Raw genomic sequence first — 19,113 nt, 5'->3', positions numbered from 1 at the left:
AAAGGAATAGTTCTATGAACAAGCATACGGATTCGTTCTACGCGCACTCTGTGCCAAACATGCCGGAATACCCACAACTGCAAGACAACATCGAGTGCGATGTGTGTGTAGTCGGTGCGGGATTTTCTGGTCTTTCTTCTGCGCTGCACCTAGCAGAAAAAGGTTTTAAAGTCGTTGTGTTAGAAAGCGCAAAAGTGGGCTTTGGAGCAACTGGTCGTAACGGTGGCCAAATCGTTAACAGCTACAGCCGAGATGTTGACGTGATTGAAAGCCGTTACGACCAAAACCAAGCCAAAGCTCTGTGCGATATGATTTTTGAAGGCGGCGATATCATCCGTGGTCTTATCGACAAATATGATATCAACTGCGATTACAAGCAAGGCGGCTTGTTCACGGCACTGAACAGTAAACAACTCAAAGGGCTAGAAGAACATAAGAAGAACTGGGAGCGTTACGGCAACGACCAACTGACTCTGCTTGACGCAGGAGAAGTAGAACAAGCGGTAGGCACGAAAGTATACACTGGCGGTTTGCTGGATATGCGCGGTGGTCATATTCATCCGCTGAAGCTGGCATTAGGTGAAGCCGCTGCGTTCATTTCTCTAGGTGGTCAAATCTTTGAGCAGTCGGCGGTCGTGTCGATTGACAAAGGGATTAACCCAGTAGTGAAAACGGCGCAAGGCAGCGTGAAGAGCAAGTACGTGGTACTGGCAGGTAACGCCTACCTTGGTGGTTTGGCACCAAACATCAGCAACAAAGCGATTCCGTGTGGCACGCAAGTGGTAGCGACTCAGCCTTTGAGTGATGAGCAGTTAAAACAAGTGCTGACCAGTGACTACTGCGTTGAAGACTGTAACTACTTGCTTGACTACTTCCGCTTAACCGCCGACAAGCGTTTGTTATTCGGAGGTGGCGTGGTTTACGGCGCACGTGACCCAGAAAACATTGAAGCACTGATCCGTCCGAAGATGGAGAAAGTCTTCCCACAATTGAAAGGCATCAAGATTGATTACACCTGGACGGGTAACTTCTTGCTGACTTACTCACGCATGCCGCAATTTGGCTCGTTTGCAGACAACATTTACTACCTACAAGGCTACAGCGGTCACGGTGTAACGTGTACTCACCTAGCAGGCAAGTTGCTGGCTGAAACCTTGACTGGACACGCAGAACGCTTTGACGCGTTTGCCGCTCTGAAACATTACTCCTTCCCGGGTGGCCGCCACTTCCAAATTCCGTTTACGGCAATGGGCGCGGCTTACTACAACCTACGTGACAAACTGGCGATTTAAGAGATAAGGAATATCCAATGAGCAAAGTAGTGAAATTTGCAGCCCTTCAACTGACGAAAAGCTGGGATCTGGAAGATAACTTAGCCAAAGCAAAAAATGCGATTCGTGAAGCAGCACAAAACGGTGCGAACGTGATTCTTCCTCAAGAGCTGTTCGCCGCACCTTACTTCTGCAAAAAACAAGAAGCGAAGTATTTCGAGCTTGCAGAAGAAACGGAGAATTGTCGTCTTATTAAAGAGATGAGTGCGTTGGCTAAAGAGCTCGGCGTGGTGATTCCTGTCAGCTACTTTGAAAAAGCGGGCAATACGTTTTTTAACTCGCTAGTAATGATAGATGCCGATGGCACGGTACTAGATAACTACCGCAAGTCACACATTCCTGACGGCCCGGGCTACAGCGAGAAGTACTACTTTAGCCCTGGCGATACCGGTTTCAAAGTGTGGCAAACCAAGTTCGGTAAGTTCGGTGCTGGCATTTGCTGGGACCAATGGTTTCCAGAGCTTGCACGCAGCTTGGCTCTGCACGGCGCGGAAGCGATTTTTTACCCAACTGCAATCGGTTCTGAGCCTCAAGATCCGACACTGGATTCACGTGACCACTGGCAACGTACAATGCAAGGTCACTCGGCAGCAAACCTCGTTCCAGTGATTGCGTCAAACCGAGTGGGCACTGAAGTCGATGATGGTATCGAGACGACGTTCTACGGCTCTTCTTTTATCACTGACCACACTGGTGCAAAAATTGCCGAAGCACCGCGTCAAGGTGAAACCATCATTTACGCAGAAATCGACCTAGCTACGACAGCGAAAGCGCGTCACGCGTGGGGCTTGTTCCGCGACCGTCGTCCAGACCTTTACACCAGCGTTGGCAAACTAGCCGTTTAAAGAGGCGTTAAAATGAAGTTATCGACAACACCAGCGCAAGATGGCTTCTATTTTCCGGCTGAGTTTCAGCCGGTTAGTGAAGTTTGGCTAGCGTGGCCAGAAAGGAAAGACAATTGGCGTGATGACGCATTACCCGCGCAAGAAACCTTCGCCAGAATCGCGAACTTAATCGCGGAAGTGACCAAAGTGTGTGTGGCGGTGTGCTCGCACAACTTTGACCGAGCCCGTCAAATGCTTCACTCAGATGTACGTTTGGTGGAAATCCCATTTAACGATGCGTGGATGCGAGACATCGGGCCGACCGTGCTTGTTAACCAAGCGGGCGAGCGCCGTGGGATTAGTTGGCAATTCAACGCGTGGGGCGGCGAATACAACGGCCTTTACGACAACTGGCAGCAGGACGATCTTGTCGCTGGTTCGGTGTGCGACATCATCGGTATTGATCATTACCGCGCACCGTTTGTACTTGAAGGTGGGGCGATTCACACCGATGGTGAAGGCACCCTTTACACCACAGAAGAGTGCTTACTTAGTCCGGGGCGAAATCCACAGTTGAGCAAAGCGCAAATTGAAGAGCAGTTAAAGGCGTATCTCGGTATCGAAAAAGTCATTTGGTTGCCAAATGGTTTATTCAATGACGAAACAGACGGCCATGTTGACAACCTGATGCACGTTATCGCTCCGGGTAAGGTGGTACTGAGTTGGACCGATGACCCAAGTGATCCGCAATACGCGTTATCTCGTCAAGCGGAACAAGTACTGAAATCTCAGCACGATGCGAAAGGGCGCAATATTGAAATTGTCCGTTTGCCATTACCGGGTCCGTTGCATTACAGCGAGCGCGAAGCCAATGGCATTGACGCCAGTTCGGGAATGAGTCGACAAGCTGGCGAACGCCTAAGTGCCTCTTATGCGAACTTTCTTATCGTCAACGAGCATGTGTTCTTGCCGATGCTGGACGAAGAGACCGACGCTATGGCGATCGATATTTTGCAAAACGCGATGCCGGAATACCAAATCATCGCGATACCGTCGAGAGAGGTTCTACTCGGCGGAGGGAACATTCACTGTATTACGCAGCAGATCCCTGCTTAAACATGAACTCGCCGCTGGCTTAGCGGCGATGATGAGTTGTCAAAAGGAATGACCATGCAACAGATACAAAACCAAAGCCTTGTTTCGTTTATGGTAGCGAATCCACAACAGGGCATTGCAGTGACTAATCCGGCGACCGGAGAACTCCTCGGGTTCGCACCAGTTTCAACCGAAAACGACATTTTAAATGGCATTGAACGTGCCAGTGTGGCGCAGAAAGAGTGGGCGGCACTGCCAGCAAAAATGCGTGCTGGCATGCTCAATCGTTGGTTCCAACTCCTGTTAGAAAACAAAGCCGACCTTGGCCGTTTGATGACGTTAGAGCAAGGTAAGCCGCTAGCGGAAGCTCAAGGTGAAGTGCTTTACGGCGCGAGCTTTATCGAATGGTTTGCTGAAGAAGCGAAGCGTACCTACGGTGAGACGATTCCTGCGCCAAGTGCGGACAAGCGTTTGGTGACCATCAAACAGCCAATTGGTGTCGCCTGTGCGATTACACCTTGGAACTTCCCAATTGCGATGATCACGCGCAAAGCAGGGCCAGCTTTAGCAGCAGGCTGTAGCTTTGTGGTAAAACCATCTGAATCTACGCCGCTGTCTGCGTTTGCGGTTGCAGAGCTTGCCTATCAAGCGGGTATCCCACGCGATGTGCTGCAAGTGGTATTGGGGGAAAACTCCCGTCAGGTCGGTGCTATCTTCACTTCACACCCGTTGATTCGTAAGTTGTCTTTCACTGGCTCTACTCAAGTCGGTAGCGTGCTGATGCAGCAAAGCGCGGCTGACATCAAACGTACCTCAATGGAGCTCGGTGGCAACGCGCCATTTATCGTATTCGATGATGCGGATATTGATGCAGCTGTGGCAGGCGCGATGGCGTCGAAATTCCGTAACGCAGGTCAAACGTGTGTTTGTGCGAACCGTTTCTATGTACACAGCAAAGTGTATGACGAATTCGTTGCTAAGTTTGACGCTGCGGTTCAGCAGCTCAAAGTTGGTAACGGATTGGAAGAGGGGGTCAACATTGGTCCAGTGATCAGCGAGTCAGCGAAGCAAGGCATTCAGACGCTTATTGATGGTGCTATCGAGCAAGGCGCGAAGCCGGTTTCAGAGCTTAAAAAGCTCGATGGTCTATTTATGCAGCCAGTGGTTCTCAAAGACGTTACTCACGACATGAAGATTGTTTCCGAGGAAATCTTTGGCCCTGTCGCGCCAGTGATTCGTTTTGACAGCGACGAACAGCTAGTCGAAATGGCGAACGACACCATCTACGGTCTCGCGTCGTACTTCTACAGCCAAAACATTCACCGTGTTTGGAAAATCGCAGAAGCGCTCGAATACGGCATGGTCGGCATTAACGAAGGTATGATCTCTACTGAAGTGGCTCCTTTCGGTGGTGTTAAGCAGTCCGGTATCGGACGTGAAGGTGCAAAACAAGGTATCGATGAATACATGGACGTGAAATATCTCTGCTTTGGCGGCAACTAATTAAGGACAAAACAATGACAAACCAACAACTACACGAAAGAAGAAGCCAAGTTATCGCTCAAGGTATGGGCGCACTGTACCCACTTTACGTCGAGAAAGCAGAAAACGCTTACGTATGGGATATTGAAGGCAATAAATACATCGACTTTGCAGCGGGCATCGCGGTAACTAACACCGGGCATTCTCACAAGCGCATTAGCGAAGCGGTAAAAGCTCAGCTGGACAATTTCTCACACACGTGTGCGATGGTTACGCCATACGCGTCATTCGTAGAGCTGGCTGAAAAGCTGACAGAACTTGCACCGGGTGAGACTAAGAAGAAAGCGATCTTTCTAACCACTGGCGCCGAGGCGGTCGAAAACGCAGTGAAAGTAGCGCGCGCTCATACTGGTCGTAGCGGCGTGATAGCGTTCAAAGGCGGCTTTCACGGTCGCACAAATATGACGATGGGGTTAACCGGTAAAGTAGCGCCGTACAAAGCAAGTTTTGGTCCTTTCCCGAATGAAATCTACCACGCGCCGTACCCAAATGCGTTCCACGGCATCAGCATTGAGCAAAGCTTACAAGCGATCGACGACCTATTTGCGTGCGATATTGAACCTTCACGCGTTGCGGCGATCATCTTCGAGCCAGTACAAGGCGAGGGCGGCTTCTACAAAGCACCTGAAGCGTTTGCACAAGGCTTGCGTCAGCTGTGTGATAAGCACGGTATTATGCTGATTGCCGATGAAATCCAAACGGGTTTTGCTCGTACCGGTAAAATGTTTGCAACAGAATACCTAGGCATTGAACCTGACCTAATGACAATGGCGAAAGGCATTGCTGGTGGTTTCCCAATCTCAGCGGTAGTTGGGAAAGCGGATGTGATGGATTCTGCACTACCTGGTGGTTTAGGTGGCACTTATGCGGGCTCGCCACTTGGCTGTGTTGCTGGTCTTGAAGTACTGAAAATTATCGAAGAAGAAGACTTGTGTGCTAAAGCAATGGGTATCGGTGAAGTGGTCAATGCTCGTATGACAAAACTGCAACAGTCAGTGCCTGCTATCGGTGAAATCCGTACTACAGGTGCGATGATGGCGATTGAATTTACTGATCCTGAAACGGGTGAGCCGCTACAAGAGATGACCAAAGCGGTGATTTCTAAAGCGCAAGAAAATGGTCTGATTTTGCTTTCTTGTGGGGTAAAAGCGAACGTGATTCGCTTGTTGCCGCCGCTAACCATTGAGCCTGAAGTGCTTAGTGAAGGTTTAGATAAGTTGGAAAAAGTGATTCTTGAAGTGGCGTAATTCACGCGCTTTTAAATAGCAATAACAAATCAAGGAAGCGGTTGGTATCAATCGTTTCCTTTTTGTTTTTTAGCGTATCTGCTGCCTATCTAAAAAGTATTGCTCAAGCTCCAAGTCGTCACTTTTATTACGGATGACTTAACAATTGGGCTCGTTCTTACTTTCCACTTAGTCGCTACTTTGTTCTCCTCGAATGTGGTTTGGTGCTCACATTCTAAATCCCGACATCTGAAAGCCACTTGAGTCTATAATTTTATTGAGCGTCATTCCTCACTTTTTGGACTATAAAAATGAGATAGTATTCATATCCCACTTAGGTTGCTTGACAGATTAGCAGGACGAACTTTGATAACAAAGAATACAAGGTATGCCATTTTACTCGGCTTAGTTCCCATCGCCATATTTGTAGTGGCCTTTCATTCGATAACCAACTTTTACGTCAACTCGGTAAAAGCGTCGAAAATAGATGCTTACGTAGATTATTTAAATCAAAGGTCTGCCTATTTGGACGGAGCAATAGTGAAGCAGATTGCTCAGTTAGATTTTACTTGTAGTGATAGTGATGTAAGAACTTTACGCGACCCACGTTTTTATAACCGTTACATTCGTTTTATTGCGATGACCACAGAAGGCGGAAAAACGTGTTCCACGGTTGGTAGTGAAGTGTCTCGCCCATCTAGTAGTGAACGATTTCAGATGGATGAAAACTTTTTCGCATCACTTATTTTGCCGCAACAGAATGACCAAATAGAGTGGATGGTCATTTATGATAATGAACACGTTGAAGTCTTCTGGGTACTTGATAACAGTTGGGTTAACGAGGTAATAAAAACGCCTTGCAAAGACTGCCTATTTGTAGAGTTTAAGTATGATGAACCAATATTTGGTGATTTAACGATAAGCCGTGGCAAAGCGAATATTGCAGGAGAAGAAAACGCACTGTCAAAAGAGTTTTTCTTTTCAGGAGAGTCTCAAGCCAACATGCTCATCAAGATATACAGCGGTGAAAAACTTAAAAATTATGCTCAGGAAAGAGTACTTTTGTGGGGCGGTCTTGTAAGTGTGCTTGCTGGTCTTGTGACTGCCTTTGCATACATATCTGGTAAAAGCTTGAGAAAATCCATTACAGGTCTAATTGAAAATGGGATTAGTAATACAGAATTTATTCCTTACTACCAGGCGATTGTCGATAGTCGCGATGGTAAGACAGTAGGATATGAAGCTCTGATTCGATGGTCGCGACGTGATGGAATGGTGCCACCAAATATGTTTATTGGTGCTGCAGAAGAAAGTGGCCTGATTATCCCGATGACCAATCAGCTTATTCGTAAAATCATACAAGACTTAAGTGACTTGCCCGAGCATACGTGGGTCAGCATCAATATTGTTTCCTCCCATTTAGAGTCAGGCGTATTAACGAAGTTGCTGTCGGAGTTAAATTGGCCAATCTCGAATAGAATTCATTTTGAGTTGACCGAGAGAATACCAGTAAAAGACACTGAGGCCGCGAAAAAAGAGATTTTGTATTTAACGAATAAAGGCTACAAGTTCAAAATTGACGATTTTGGTACCGGATATGGTGGCTTTTCTTACCTACAAGATTTGGGCATCCGGTGTGTAAAAGTGGATAAGATGTTCATTGATCCAATAGGATCTGACGATCAAAAGTTGAAAGTGCTGGACTCAATTGTGTCTGCAGCGAACAAAGCGGAATGTGAGATGATTGCAGAAGGTGTAGAGAGCCAGGCTCAAGTCGAATATCTGGCTCAGCATGCGATTTACCTTATTCAAGGTTATGTTTACGCTAAACCAGAGCCCCTGACTAACCTTGCAAGCGCTTAACAGCCATAATGTCAAAACGTACCGTTTTAAAGGTGTCAGTTGCCTAGGTTAGCGCTGATTTCTGCTGATGGGGTTACACTTGAGGATTCCTAACACTCTCATTACTTCTAGAGTGTTAGGAATTAACGTTACTTAGGAGGAGAGTGCGGCTCTTTTCGTTTTGATTGACGTAATGAGCTGAGGTAGTAATGACATTACGATCATTCCTAGCATTAAGCTGTATTGCAGAGGAGTGAACGTTTCCCCCAATAGCAGTAGGCCCGAAACAATGCCTGCGACTGGGTTTGCAATACCACCAAAGGTAAAATCTACGACCGACATCCGCTGTAATAACCATACATACATGCCATACCCTAATGCGGTGTTCAGAATAACTACCCACAGTAACCCTAGAATATTCGTCATGGATACGTCCTGAACGACCGTAACATATGGCTCTGGATTGTTTATCGCCAGCACACTTGTTGCGATAGACATAATCACGCCACCCAAAATGAGCTGCCATGTTAGCACTGTCCACCAGTGCATTTTTGTACCTAGTGACTTTGTTACGCTACTTCCTATCACGATGCACATAATGGCGGAGATCATCGCAAGTAAGCCCACGGGTTCGAGAGAAATAGAGCTAGGATCAAATAAGAACCAAGCTAAAGCAATCAAAGTTGCGCCGCTTATCGCTTGAATGCCACTAGGCTGACGTTTGTAGACCGCCCAACCAAACAGCATCGCAAAAACGGGGACCGAAACCATACCAACACCAGAGATGGCAGAAGGAAGCGTCAACGCCATGACAAAAATGAGACCAAAGAAGCAAGCGATGTTGATGGTTCCTAAAACAAGCAGCACTTTCCACTCACTTCTTTTTGGAAACGAGGGCTTTATTGCCAGCAACAAAAGACCCGCAGGCAGTGCCCTTAGAGCACCAAGTAAAACGGGAGGCCAGTCCGGTAGAGTAAACTGAGTAACAGCATAAGTCGTCCCCCAAAAAAAGGCAGGAATCATCGCAAGTAAAATGTTCATGTTAAATATCTTTATGTAGAGATAATTAAATGTAACGATATCGGCAAGGTGGCTTTTTGTAAAGTATCTTTATGTTAAAATAAAAAATATATGATGTTTGGAGAGAAATAATGGATGCAATTGATAGAGTGGTAGAGCAGTGGGCTAGGGAGAAGCCAGACCTCGACACTGAACCGATGGCAATAATGGGTCGACTAATGCGAATTGCAAAACACATGGAATCTAGGGTCGCCGAGCTACATAAGAAGTACGATCTGAAAATGGGTGAATTTGATGTGTTAGCGACACTGCGTCGAGCTGGTTCACCATATTGTCTTACTCCCTCAGCGTTAATAGAGTCAATGATGCTCACTTCGGGTGCGATGACCAATCGCTTAGATAAACTAGAGAAGAAAGGGTTTATTACCAGAACCCATAGCAAAGAAGACCGACGTAGCGTCACCGTTGAACTAACAGAGCAAGGCTTAACCTTAATTGACAAGCTAATTTTGGAGCATGTAGACGTTCAGCAATCGTTATTGCATGGTTTAGAAGGCAATGAAAAAGAGCAGGTTAACCAGGCGTTAAAATTGCTATTGCCACAATTTGAGTGAGAACGCAGAAGGAGGTAGGGGATATGAAAAGCAAAGAACTAGAACAATACTTAAGTACCTTCATGTGTGCAGAAAGTGATTTCCCATTTGGGCCTGAAGCGCTTGTATACAAAATCAAAGGCAAGATGTTTGCCATCATTGCAGAGAGAAACGGTCGGGAGTATGTCAGCGTAAAAGTAAAACCAGAAGATGGAGAAGTCTTAACGTCGCAGTTTACGGATATTATCCCGGGTTATCACTTAAATAAGCGTCATTGGATAACGGTTTATTTTAACGGTGATGTCGAGGATGGGTTGATTCAAGATTTGTGTGAACGCTCTTATGCTCTTGTCGTTGCCAAGCTGCCGAAAGCACAACGAGCGTTGCTTGGTGAGTAATCGGCAACGCACTGGCCTCTGTTGTCTTGTCGCTCGTTGCTCGTAGCCTTTACGGAAAAATTCGCACCTTTTTCATCCTCGGGCTATATAAGAATAAGAAGGTGGAAAAGGGGAATGATATGCGAGCATTATCTGAATGGCTAAAAGAATATGGTGAGAGTCACCAAAACCCTATCAACCAAAAGATTCACACAATCGCAGTTCCAGGTATTTACCTTTCTGTGGTTGGACTTATTTGGTCGATTCCCCAGATTTCATTATTAGGCTTCGAACTTAATTGGGTTTGGGTAGCGGTGATCCCCACTTGGGTTTTCTATTTTCGTTTGTCTCTGAGCGTATTCATGATGATGATCGGCTACACATTAGCGTGCATTGGCCTTATTTGGTCTCTAGAGGTATTGATGTTGCCCGTTCTGCATATTTCTATGCTCTTGTTTGGTGTATTGTGGATATTGCAATTTATCGGTCACAAGATTGAAGGTAAAAAACCGTCGTTTTTTGAGGATTTACAGTTTCTACTCATCGGCCCGATTTGGGTGTTCAGAAAACACTAGCGATAAGCAAAATCAGGCATCATCCGAATGACACAAGACATATAACGTTCAGAGATTATGTAGCTCTTACTACAGAATACCTCTCCTTCTTATTGCCACGACAAGCATTCACTTTAGATACGCACTATGATTAAAGAGGTGCCAACGCACTTTACGCTATCGAGATGCTTAAACTTACGGCAAGTTTACTTTAGGGGGGGATGAATGTACGATCGACAATATAAATATGCCTATTGGAGAGAAGAGCGTAAAAAAGGCAAATGGCACTATATATTAAAGTCCTTCTTTATGATTTGTTGTGCATTACTGCTTGGTAAAGTCATCGGTTTGTTCATTTTTGGAGAGCTGCATTCTTTAAGCGACATTTGGGAACAACTCCCAGCGGATGTTTTTATTATGATGCTCGTGGGCTTTCCAATTAGTGTCCTTGGTTGGTACCACGAAGAGTCAAAGTTTTTCCGGGCACTGCGACGCAAAGAAAAGCGGTTAAAAGGCAATCAAAATAAACCGAAATAGAGTAACCTTTGTCTCTGTTTGGATTGCCACTTACCTATCTGATCGATTCTATCCCTTCCAGTTGTTTAGCGTTTAGTTACGTGTTGCAAAAAGCCTTCTTAATACAACAAACAGCCCCCAGTGTTGTGGAAGTTGGTACTGTAAGAAACATTAAAAAACGAAGTTGAGCATTAGCGTATAAAGGCTCGCACTGTCATCCTTTGGGGCTGATGAAAACGCGCCAGAGCTATTATTGTAGGCGTTGAACCTTTGCCATTCTGCGTTTAGGGAAACGTTGTAATCTAGGTCGTATCTCAATCCGAGTAAGAAACTGTCTCCACTTTTTTTATCCCGACTATTAAACTGCTGACCGTAAACAATATAAGGAGTCAGCTTGTTTACATTATAACTTGTTGTCGCGTACCAAGATGAGGAAAGATTGCTGGTCTGTCCTTCTACCATAATCACAATGTTATCGAGCTCGTATCTTAACCCTAGAGAGAACAGATCGATCGTGTTGTTTTTTTCTGTTTCAACTAGACGGTCAATGATTGTGGTTCCGCCACCGGGAGTGGACTGCTCAATGTTAGAGAGCGTCGTTGTTTGATCATAATCGCCGTGGAGGTAGGAAAAATTCCAACGATAGCTCTCTCCGCTTAGCGTTAAGTTCATCCCTGCAGTATTGTTTGACTCAATTTCCAATTCAGTACGTTCATTGATGGTTACGTCACTATTGTCTTTAAACCCGACAAACGGCATGGCAGTAAGTACGACTTGCTCATTGAGGTCATGAATCCAGCGTGCAGATAGGCCGTTATAAGCCGTGATACCTAGAATGCTGTCATATACCTCATTCGGTGGGCGGGCTTGGGTAAAAGCGTGGCCGACATAGTTGTACTCAGACATCAAAAACAGTGGCAGTCTTAAGCGTCCTCCTCGTATTTCTATGTTTTGATAGGTATAAGCCAAATACGCCCACTCGAGCTGAGGCGAGCTCCAATGGTCTTGCGGGCGCTTTACGACTTGTGCGGATGCCCGAAATGCCTTGTGAAAATAATCGAGCTGCATGCCGAAAGTGGTATCGCAATCGAAACAAGATTCATCGCCAATAAAGCGGTTAACTAGTAACGTAGTTGGGTTATCGGATTTTGCCCACGAAGTAGAGCCAAAACCACTTAAAGAAAGTTGTTCTGTTAGTTCAATCGTGGCTGAGCTCGGAAAGGTCGCGATACTCAGCGATAACATGGTTAAATATTTTTTCATATCAATTCTCCGAGCTAACCACACATAAAACATGAGCATTACTAGGGACGCTCGATGTTGGGGCATAACCAATTCTATTGGGCTTCTCTTGCATCCATGCTATGAGGTCATCAATGCTGGAGCGTGCAATCACTTTTGGCGGTCTAGCTTTACCTGAAAAAGACAAGCTTGCCCAATGCGCGTTCATTTGCGCTAAATTTTTGTTGAGAAGATAACGATAGAACTCAGCTCTTTCTGTTGATGTCGCAGGCCAGTCAGAGAGTTCAATTCGCTGGCCTTGTAAAAGTTGCGTCTTCCCTCTGTACAACTTTCGCGCTTTATTGACAGTGAGCGGAGAGAATTCGTCATTAAATGAGAAAACGGCGTAGCTCTCTGCAGCGAGAGCTTGGCAATTTAATGAAAGAAGGGCAATCAGAATAAACAGATAGCGTTTTATGTAACGCAAAGGAAAAGCAACGCGAGAATGATTTCTACTCATAGAATCCACCTACATTGCTTGTTCAATTTGATACAACAGTTTTTCTTTGCGCACAGGCTTTGGTACGTAGGCATCCATTCCTGAATCAAAGCAGCGTTGAATATCATCATCAACGACGCTTGCTGTTAATGCGATAATGGGCGTCTTAGCTAATCCTTTACTCGCTTCATAAGCTCTAATTTGCCTAGAAGCTTCAAACCCATCCATTATGGGCATCATGCAATCCATCAAAATAACATCAAACTTTCCATCTTTTTGGAACATTTCGACTGCAATTTGTCCGTTTTCTGCGACTTCGAATTGATAGCCTGCTTTAGATAGCAATAGAGAAGCCACTTTCTGGTTCACTCTATTGTCTTCGACAAGCAAGATACGTTCGGAGCGAATAGGCGTTACCGTTGCTTCTGGTTGCTCTGAACTCGCAGGTAGTTTATGAGTTGTATCGAGAGTAGTGTTCTCTTGGTGTGGTTCAGCAGGCGTCGTGTTGGAAACACGTAACCCAATTGCCTTATCTAACTTCTCTTTAAGCAACCCTGCTTTAAACGGTTTGGGCACATAGTCATCCATTCCAACGTCAAAGCATTTTTGTATATCGTCATCGACCACACTTGCCGTTAGAGCAATAATCGGAATTCTGAAAGCGCGTTTTTCTTTTACTTCTATTTGACGAATTATTTGGGTGGCTTCAAATCCATCCATTACGGGCATCATGCAGTCCATTAAAATTAGGCTGTATTGATTCTGTTGAAATTTCTCAACCGCTTCTTGTCCGTTTACTGCGACATCAAAGTCGAAGCCAGCTTTTGTGACGTGTAGCCCCGCGATTTTTTGATTGACCGTATTGTCATCAACGACCAAAATTTTCGGCAAAGATTTAACATGTTGCGCTGAAATGCTCTCTTGTTGTGCGTGCGAGAAATTTGCCGCACAACTTTCAAGTGCTTTAATTAAGCGCTGCCCTAGTAGTGGCTGAGTGACCAAGGCGCTGATACTGCTTCTAAAGTCGAATTGTGGGCTATGAAGGTGCTTGATGAGGCAGACACGAATGTTTCGTTTACAAAGGCTTTCTATCTCATCGATATGCATCGCCGCTGCATTTGGTGATCCTTCTACATGAATAACGATAACGCGCTCGTTATCAATCCACGTTGGCAACGCACTTAAGGTATCTACTGACTGCGTTATATTGATGTTGAAAAAACTTAACTCGTTACGCAGTTTTTGTTCTAGTTGAGTACTGCTGCATACAATCCATATGTCGTTGTGATTCAGAGCGTGATAAGCGTTAAACTCTTGCGTCACAACAGGAGCAGTTAGTTCAAAGAAGAAGCGACTGCCTTTACCTTTCTCGGATTCAAGTTGAATTTCTCCACCCATTAGCTCAACTAATTGCGTGCTAATGGCAAGCCCAAGTCCAGTTCCCCCAAATTGTCGGGTAGTAGAGTTATCCTCTTGGGCAAATGGAGCAAATATTTTCTTTTGCTGCTGGGCATCAATACCAATCCCAGAATCTTTAACGGAAAACTCGATGACCGCTTCACCATTTTTTATTTCGCGGGTGATGACCGATAGCTCTACACTGCCTTGTTCGGTAAATTTTACCGCGTTAGACATGAAGTTCATGACAACTTGGCGTATACGATGGTCATCCAACATTACGTGGTAAGGCGTGTTACGGCTAATGTTGACTTGCACATCGATGCCTTTTTCCTTTGCTTTCGGTGAAATGATAGAAGCAATGTCATAGATAGACTCTCGAACACAAGTTGAATGTGGGCTAATGAGCAACATCCCAGATTCAATTTTTGAGAAGTCTAGAACGTCATTAATTAAACTCAAAAGCAGTTGGGAGGAGGTTTCAATCGTATCGACGTAATCGCGTTGTGTGGCAGTCAGGGAAGTATCGGATAAGACTTCAGAGATACCAATAACGCCATTTAGCGGCGTGCGGATCTCGTGGGACATGTTGGCCAAAAAGCTACTTTTGGCTTTACTCGCCTTAATTGCATCATCTTTTGCTTGTTCTGCATCTTCTTTAGCTTGTGTGAGCTTTAGTCTGGACAACATCCGCTCATCACTAAGCTTTTTTACCTCTCGAGCAAACTTACTCAGCTCGTCTTTACCCTTTATTAGTTGAGCAAGAGGTGAATTTTCAGTGTTACTTTGTTCATTGCTTTCGTTACTGAGAAATTTGAGGACTAGATTCAAGTTTCCAGTAACTTTTCGCACCAATCTTAGCGTTAAACTTACGACCAACAGCGTTAAAAGGCTCATCATTGCGATAAAGGTAAAGCGGTGCTGTGTCGTCGTGTTGATTGTCTTTGATATATCATCACTCAGCTGCTGTTCCATTTTGTCGTCAACACTTTGTAATAACGATAAGCGTTTGTTGAGTGCAGATAACCCCGCATCAATCTCATCCGGGGTTAATGATTTGAGTTGAGCTGGTTGCAATAAATAAGCACGAAACTCTTGGCTTTTGATAAAGACTTCACCCGTAAACGTCTCAATGAGCAGATCTACTTGTTGTTGATTGGCATTTAGCGTCACAAAACGCTCTAGAAATAGTTGTTGGTTCTGGATTAAAGATTGGATAGAAGCCTGTGTTGTGAGGTCATACTCGTTATTTTCCTCTGAAGATCGAATCAAATATTCGCTTAATCTATGCTCTTCAGTGGACCAAAACATCAACCATTCAAGTTGCATCAAAGAAGAAAGGTGAGTGTTTGTTTCATAACTCACATTTCTAAAATAGACTTTGTCTAAGCTCATGAGGATTTCTTTGAACGTATCAGCGCGCCACTCTGCCGCATCTAACTTTTCTTCTTGATTTTGCGAAGAGAGCATCGAGAGGGTTGCTTCCTCAAAGCTTGTCAACTGGTTTAGTATCTCAGCGTTTTCACCGAATACTGGTGCTGCAGTGTCGCGTAACAATTGAGATATCTGCTGAGTTTTTAGTTGCTTATCTATTACATCAGGGTTATTCGGTAGGTGATAAAGCGAAGATACGCGGTCTATGTAGACAGAGAATAACTGTGCTTTTTGTAGTTCCTGAGCCTGGATAGAAAGGCTTTGTACATGTTTACCCGCGAGGACAAGCAACAATAAAATTGGCAGCAAAACCAACCCAAATAGCTTTTGTTTTACCGACAGGTTGTTCCAAGAAAAGATTCCTACCACGCGCATTTCCATATCCAAGAAGTTGATATGAAAAGTGTAGTTTATTTATCTCAGATGTTAGATTTTAAGAGAAAATTCATATTAATGAGGTGGGGGAAGTGTGACCGATATTGCATTACGAGTACTAACGCGCTAAGCGGCAATAGTTAACAAAACGGCGTTCTAAGCAAAGTGATTGACGCTTTGAGCGCCACTCCCTCGTTGGTATTCAAATGCAATCAATTCCTCGGCAGGTACAGGTCTACCTAAGAAAAAACCTTGTACGACGTCACAGTGGAGAGACTCCATTCGTGTGAGTTGAGTTTGAGTTTCTACGCCTTCGGCTACTACTTTCATTCTTAGGTTGTGAGCCATGGATACAATCGCGCGAACTAATGAATCGTCTTGATCGCTTTTTCGGATTTGAGCGATAAATGAACGATCAATCTTGAGCCCGTCAAAAGCCATATGTTGTAGGTAGGCAAGGGCTGAATACCCCGTACCAAAGTCATCTAGCCAAACTTCCACTCCGATACTTTGTAGTTTTTTAAGCACATATTGAGCTTTCTCTGTATCATCAATAAAAAGTGACTCTGTCACTTCAACATGAATGGTTTGAGGGGCGACATCATGTCGTCGTAAATACTTAGAAAATAATTGACTTAAATCTTGGCGATAGATTTGTCTTGGGGACAAGTTTAATGCGATGTGAAAATCCGTACCGAAATGTTCTGCCCACATTGCCCGCTGAGCAATTGCCGTCTCAATGATATGTTCTCCAAGCTCCAATATTAAATCACTTTGCTCTGCGATCGGGATAAACGATTCTGGACTGATATAGCCTTTCTCGGGATGATTCCACCTAACCAATGCTTCGACCCCAATTAGGCGATAGGTTTTTAGATCAAATTGTGGTTGATACCACAGCTCGAATTGAGACAAGTCACGTACTGAACGACGCAGTTCTCGTTCTATGTATAAACGTTGTTTAATCGTTTCATCAAACGTGGAATCGTATATCGTCATAATGTCTTTACCGCGTCTTTTAGATTCCTGCGCCGCAAGAGAGGAAAGCTGTAAAAGAGACTCAGCGTTTGAACCAAATTCTGGATACACAGCAATTCCGAGGCTTGCCGTAATTTGAATATCGTTCTCTTCCAAACTAAAGGGAGAGAGTAGTTGGCGATGAATATCGTTCGCTTTTTCTCTAGCTTCATGATTGTCCGAGCACGGAAAGGCCAGTACAAATTCATCCGCACCTACTCGACTTACGATGGTAGAAAGGCGGTAAAGCGGCTTAAAATAACTCGGCAAACGGCCTTGAAGCTCTGAGGCAAGATGGCCTAGCAATTTATCCCCAATGTTATGTCCATAGTTATCGTTAATGTGCTTAAAGTCATCCAAGTCAATAAACACAACCGCGAGTGAGGGGGATTTGTGGTCAGTTATTTGCGTTTGAATATCAATGAGTAACTTTTCTCGGTTTGGCAGGGAAGTCAGAATATCGTGGTACGCCATGAACTCAACTCGGCTGGTGTATCGGTTCACTTTGTTTGACATTTTGTTGTACGCCGAAATAAGTTCTCCCACTTCATCTTTGCTTTGTATGTCGGTGACTGGCAGCGCTTGGGTATTTGACTCTGAAAATTGATCTTTTAGTTGCTTGAGTGGCTTAGTTAACGACCGCCCCAAAGCATAAGCGATGATGCTACCGAATAGAACGGATATCCCACTGATCGTTAGCAGCAAGTTAAACATCTTCTGTTTATCGTTTGAGGTAATCGCTTGGACTTGTTCAATGTTCTGTTCTTTCTCTTCCAGTAGATGTATCAAGTTAAGCTCAAGATATACCGCCCCAAGAGTTATGTTTGATTGCTGAATCGGCGCTGCGATCTCCAACTGATGCTTGGAAAAGGAAACGAGAGTTCTGGATTCTTCTATTGCTTTCAAAATAAAAGGAGAGCGGTAATGAGGTTGGGCAAACATCCTTAGCTGAGTAGTGCCGTCGTGAAAGATTAGCCCTTCATTGTCAACAACATGTATTTTCGAGACATCTGGCTGGCTCAATGTTGCCTTAATTTGCTCATACGCTTGACTGATATTGTCTGTATAGAGTGGATCAAAAAGCTGTTTTGATAATAGCTCTGCATAAACCAACCCTTTTTGCTTAACGTAAGATTCTGTTTTTTCTTGAGAGTTGTTCGTGATTTGTTGAGTTAAGCTATTTGAATACGCATCGTAACCGTGCATGTATAACGCAAGATTTATCACCACAACAAACAAGACAACGAACATTGTCGAGCAAATGTATTTGGTTTCGAGTGAGAGCTTTTGAAACATCAATCCACCTTCGGTAATAAGTGAACTGACTTGCGCACTGTACTTAAGGAGGCTCGCATTTCTGGAGTAAGCGCGCTGAATTTTTTGGTGTTCTGAAACTTTTTAAGTGCGAGAGAGCCTTCGTGAGTTGTATCCATATCAAGCAGTACTGACGTGATTTTACGCTGTTGCTCTAGGCTCATGCTTGGAGAAGCGAGAATCAAATCCCTGGGTATTTCAACAGAACGAGAAAAAATCGCTAGTTTGTCTTTCATGTTCTCTGGCAAATCTTTGGGATTGTTCCAGTTGAAGTTACTGAATGCTCCTGCTGCAACTCTCTGTTTATATACCCATACAGATAGGTTGATTTCATTTGACTGAGCGAGTTGCTCATCAAGGAATAAATAACCAATACTGTCTTTGGCCGGTTTGTCATCAGGAGAGGGAAGGTATTGCAGTTTTTCTCCGTGATTCAGCAATGTAATCGCAGGTAGGTAATAGCTGCTGGTAGACGTGCGCTTTTCGAAAACAAGCGTTTTTCCGCGCAGGTCAGAAAATGACTCAATGCCACTCTCTTTATTAGTAAAGAACACCGTATGATATTTTTGCAGGCCTTTTTTCCATCGTATAGCAAGAACTTGGCTATTAGACTCCTTTTCTAAGGTCATCGCATTAAAGGGGGTCGCCGTTGCAATTTGAACGGTGCCATTTTCAAGCGCAACCGCGAGCTGACGATAATTTTTAAATACCTTTACTGCCCCTTTTGCGTAACCATATTCAGACATATTTTCAGTTACATACTGAGTAAGGGGCGTCGCTTTTTTGATTTTGCTTTGGGCTTTATTGGACACAATGCCAAACGTGAATGTTTTCTCAATATTTTCTTGTGCACTGACGACAAAAGGTGAACTCAGCAAAGTGAGTAATAACAGAGTGCAGGCAGGTTTCATCCGGCTTCAACTTCCTTCTGGTGC

16 protein-coding genes are annotated in these 19,113 nt (G+C 44.6%); 10 read left to right on the top strand and 6 right to left on the bottom strand.

What is annotated here, in order from left to right; genetic code table 11:
* Positions 1-14 precede the first annotated feature (14 nt).
* The 6 genes from R7Z10_RS14510 (at position 15) to R7Z10_RS14485 (ending at position 7,881) form a co-directional block, all read left to right on the top strand.
* Positions 15-1,292 carry an FAD-binding oxidoreductase gene (locus tag R7Z10_RS14510; RefSeq protein ID WP_017448883.1) on the top strand — a complete coding sequence of 426 codons (1,278 nt, stop codon included), beginning with the start codon at positions 15-17 and terminating at the stop codon, positions 1,290-1,292.
* Between the two features lie 17 nt (positions 1,293-1,309).
* Positions 1,310-2,176, top strand: a complete 867-nt coding sequence (aguB, locus tag R7Z10_RS14505; RefSeq protein ID WP_017820918.1) for an N-carbamoylputrescine amidase — start codon at positions 1,310-1,312, stop codon at positions 2,174-2,176.
* 12 nt (positions 2,177-2,188) lie between these two features.
* Positions 2,189-3,271, top strand: a complete 1,083-nt coding sequence (gene aguA / locus R7Z10_RS14500) for an agmatine deiminase (protein ID WP_017633979.1) — start codon at positions 2,189-2,191, stop codon at positions 3,269-3,271.
* Between the two features lie 54 nt (positions 3,272-3,325).
* Entirely contained in the window at positions 3,326-4,753 is a 1,428-nt protein-coding gene (locus tag R7Z10_RS14495; RefSeq protein ID WP_318105142.1) for an NAD-dependent succinate-semialdehyde dehydrogenase, read from the top strand.
* A gap of 14 nt (positions 4,754-4,767) precedes the next feature.
* Complete coding sequence (gene gabT, locus R7Z10_RS14490; RefSeq protein WP_318105140.1) at positions 4,768-6,039, top strand: 4-aminobutyrate--2-oxoglutarate transaminase; 1,272 nt, start codon at positions 4,768-4,770, stop codon at positions 6,037-6,039.
* A 345-nt stretch (positions 6,040-6,384) separates the two neighbouring features.
* Positions 6,385-7,881, top strand: a complete 1,497-nt coding sequence (locus R7Z10_RS14485) for an EAL domain-containing protein (protein WP_031777195.1) — start codon at positions 6,385-6,387, stop codon at positions 7,879-7,881.
* Positions 7,882-8,013: 132 nt separating this feature from the next.
* Here R7Z10_RS14485 and R7Z10_RS14480 read toward each other — a convergent pair whose 3' ends face one another.
* Positions 8,014-8,901, bottom strand: a complete 888-nt coding sequence (locus R7Z10_RS14480) for a DMT family transporter (protein ID WP_017820923.1) — start codon at positions 8,899-8,901, stop codon at positions 8,014-8,016.
* A gap of 110 nt (positions 8,902-9,011) precedes the next feature.
* Between R7Z10_RS14480 and R7Z10_RS14475 the strand changes: the two genes are divergently transcribed.
* The 4 genes from R7Z10_RS14475 to R7Z10_RS14460 all read left to right on the top strand — a co-directional run bounded on the left by R7Z10_RS14475 (position 9,012) and on the right by R7Z10_RS14460 (position 10,941).
* Complete coding sequence (locus tag R7Z10_RS14475; RefSeq protein WP_017633984.1) at positions 9,012-9,494, top strand: MarR family winged helix-turn-helix transcriptional regulator; 483 nt, start codon at positions 9,012-9,014, stop codon at positions 9,492-9,494.
* A 23-nt stretch (positions 9,495-9,517) separates the two neighbouring features.
* Entirely contained in the window at positions 9,518-9,871 is a 354-nt protein-coding gene (locus R7Z10_RS14470) for an MmcQ/YjbR family DNA-binding protein (RefSeq protein WP_017633985.1), read from the top strand.
* A 119-nt stretch (positions 9,872-9,990) separates the two neighbouring features.
* Positions 9,991-10,425 carry a DUF962 domain-containing protein gene (locus tag R7Z10_RS14465; RefSeq protein ID WP_005377800.1) on the top strand — a complete coding sequence of 145 codons (435 nt, stop codon included), beginning with the start codon at positions 9,991-9,993 and terminating at the stop codon, positions 10,423-10,425.
* Between the two features lie 204 nt (positions 10,426-10,629).
* Positions 10,630-10,941, top strand: a complete 312-nt coding sequence (locus R7Z10_RS14460) for a hypothetical protein (protein ID WP_005377799.1) — start codon at positions 10,630-10,632, stop codon at positions 10,939-10,941.
* Positions 10,942-11,091: 150 nt separating this feature from the next.
* Here R7Z10_RS14460 and R7Z10_RS14455 read toward each other — a convergent pair whose 3' ends face one another.
* The 5 genes from R7Z10_RS14455 to R7Z10_RS14435 all read right to left on the bottom strand — a co-directional run bounded on the left by R7Z10_RS14455 (position 11,092) and on the right by R7Z10_RS14435 (position 19,089).
* On the bottom strand, positions 11,092-12,183 hold the full coding sequence (locus R7Z10_RS14455) for a hypothetical protein (protein WP_047100672.1): 1,092 nt from the start codon (positions 12,181-12,183) through the stop codon (positions 11,092-11,094).
* Between the two features lies 1 nt (position 12,184).
* On the bottom strand, positions 12,185-12,661 hold the full coding sequence (locus tag R7Z10_RS14450; protein WP_017633987.1) for a hypothetical protein: 477 nt from the start codon (positions 12,659-12,661) through the stop codon (positions 12,185-12,187).
* A 9-nt stretch (positions 12,662-12,670) separates the two neighbouring features.
* Entirely contained in the window at positions 12,671-15,847 is a 3,177-nt protein-coding gene (locus R7Z10_RS14445) for a response regulator (protein WP_080773706.1), read from the bottom strand.
* A gap of 156 nt (positions 15,848-16,003) precedes the next feature.
* Positions 16,004-18,160: a GGDEF domain-containing phosphodiesterase gene (locus tag R7Z10_RS14440; RefSeq protein ID WP_025766724.1), complete on the bottom strand. Its 2,157-nt coding sequence runs from the start codon at positions 18,158-18,160 to the stop codon at positions 16,004-16,006.
* Positions 18,160-19,089 (bottom strand): phosphate/phosphite/phosphonate ABC transporter substrate-binding protein, encoded by a 930-nt coding sequence (locus tag R7Z10_RS14435; RefSeq protein WP_205460932.1) that lies wholly within the window; start codon positions 19,087-19,089, stop codon positions 18,160-18,162. Before R7Z10_RS14435 ends, R7Z10_RS14440 begins: the two co-directional genes overlap by 1 nt.
* Between the last annotated feature and the right edge of the window lie 24 nt (positions 19,090-19,113).

It is taken from the genome of Vibrio sp. Vb1018 (assembly GCF_033338775.1).
Lineage (GTDB): Bacteria > Pseudomonadota > Gammaproteobacteria > Enterobacterales > Vibrionaceae > Vibrio > Vibrio alginolyticus.
This window is presented reverse-complemented; position numbering and strand designations above follow the sequence as displayed.

Excerpts from the sequence above, each read along its gene's own strand:
- R7Z10_RS14510 (WP_017448883.1), top strand. The coding sequence starts at position 15 with ATGAACAAGCATACGGATTCGTTCTACGCGCACTCTGTGCCAAACATG.
- aguB (WP_017820918.1), top strand. The coding sequence starts at position 1,310 with ATGAGCAAAGTAGTGAAATTTGCAGCCCTTCAACTGACGAAAAGCTGG.
- aguA (WP_017633979.1), top strand. The coding sequence starts at position 2,189 with ATGAAGTTATCGACAACACCAGCGCAAGATGGCTTCTATTTTCCGGCT.
- R7Z10_RS14495 (WP_318105142.1), top strand. The coding sequence starts at position 3,326 with ATGCAACAGATACAAAACCAAAGCCTTGTTTCGTTTATGGTAGCGAAT.
- gabT (WP_318105140.1), top strand. The coding sequence starts at position 4,768 with ATGACAAACCAACAACTACACGAAAGAAGAAGCCAAGTTATCGCTCAA.
- R7Z10_RS14480 (WP_017820923.1), bottom strand. The coding sequence starts at position 8,901 with ATGAACATTTTACTTGCGATGATTCCTGCCTTTTTTTGGGGGACGACT.
- R7Z10_RS14475 (WP_017633984.1), top strand. The coding sequence starts at position 9,012 with ATGGATGCAATTGATAGAGTGGTAGAGCAGTGGGCTAGGGAGAAGCCA.
- R7Z10_RS14470 (WP_017633985.1), top strand. The coding sequence starts at position 9,518 with ATGAAAAGCAAAGAACTAGAACAATACTTAAGTACCTTCATGTGTGCA.
- R7Z10_RS14465 (WP_005377800.1), top strand. The coding sequence starts at position 9,991 with ATGCGAGCATTATCTGAATGGCTAAAAGAATATGGTGAGAGTCACCAA.
- R7Z10_RS14460 (WP_005377799.1), top strand. The coding sequence starts at position 10,630 with ATGTACGATCGACAATATAAATATGCCTATTGGAGAGAAGAGCGTAAA.
- R7Z10_RS14455 (WP_047100672.1), bottom strand. The coding sequence starts at position 12,183 with ATGAAAAAATATTTAACCATGTTATCGCTGAGTATCGCGACCTTTCCG.
- R7Z10_RS14450 (WP_017633987.1), bottom strand. The coding sequence starts at position 12,661 with ATGAGTAGAAATCATTCTCGCGTTGCTTTTCCTTTGCGTTACATAAAA.
- R7Z10_RS14445 (WP_080773706.1), bottom strand. The coding sequence starts at position 15,847 with ATGCGCGTGGTAGGAATCTTTTCTTGGAACAACCTGTCGGTAAAACAA.
- R7Z10_RS14440 (WP_025766724.1), bottom strand. The coding sequence starts at position 18,160 with ATGTTTCAAAAGCTCTCACTCGAAACCAAATACATTTGCTCGACAATG.
- R7Z10_RS14435 (WP_205460932.1), bottom strand. The coding sequence starts at position 19,089 with ATGAAACCTGCCTGCACTCTGTTATTACTCACTTTGCTGAGTTCACCT.